This window comes from Rothia sp. HMSC064D08, assembly GCF_001809525.1.
Taxonomy (GTDB): Bacteria; Actinomycetota; Actinomycetes; order Actinomycetales; family Micrococcaceae; genus Rothia; species Rothia dentocariosa.
On sequence record NZ_KV797900.1, the window covers coordinates 818,920 to 819,746 of the forward strand.

Annotated in this window: 1 protein-coding gene; it reads right to left on the reverse strand. The window is 53.3% G+C overall.

All coding sequences use genetic code 11. The annotated features are described in order from the left end of the window. The coding region (locus HMPREF2625_RS10235; RefSeq protein WP_070524327.1) for a hypothetical protein at positions 1-698 on the reverse strand (698 nt) is incomplete at its 3' end. Positions 699-827 lie beyond the last annotated feature (129 nt).

Consider the following 827-nt stretch of genomic DNA (forward strand, 5'->3'; position numbering starts at 1 on the left):
TCCACCTTACGCAACTGCGGATTCGGATTCCCCACATCAGGCTCATCCGCATGCCCCGGACACCCTTTCGCCCTGGGGTCCTCAGTACAGGTCTTGCCCACCGAATGCACCTCAGACTCCCACACCCGCACCAGCACCGGCTCACTAATACGAGACACCTCGGTTCCGAAAAACTGCCACGGCCCACCATCAATACTGTACTGACCCGCATACGTCACCGTGACATACGCATGAAAATTCCCCACCTGCGGATACGCATAACTCGTCGACGTCTCATGCAAGGATTGTCCGGAATGCTGTGAAGACACCGGGCTACCAGCACTATGTGTTTTTAGGTCGTATCCGTCTCCATACTCGTACCGGTACGCCACCGGTACCGCCCGAATCCTGGTATGCCCAATCGGTAAGTCCCCTTCAAATAAGTTGGAACTGCCTTCTAGAGTGGTGTAGAAATTCGTTTCCTCACCCTTACTCGTATGCGGCGGATGCGCGCTATCCAGGGTCAGGTGCGGATGTGCCGGGATCAACTCCAGCAAATGGGTGCGCATCTCGGTAATAATCCGCTCATACTCACCCTGGGCCTGCTGTACTGCTTCCGGGTCGTTCAGGGTGCAGGTATCACCGAACAGATGATTCGTAATCGTCTCCCCGACAGGTTTAGCCCGACCATCATCAGTAAATTCTTTATACTGACCCACACGCCCATCCCGACTAACACAGTACGAACCATCATTTGCAACATCAAATCTAAACGACTTATGAGCACCACTTTTATCTTGAGCGAACCCAAGATTCCCATGATGATGCTCCCCATACCACCTCCTATA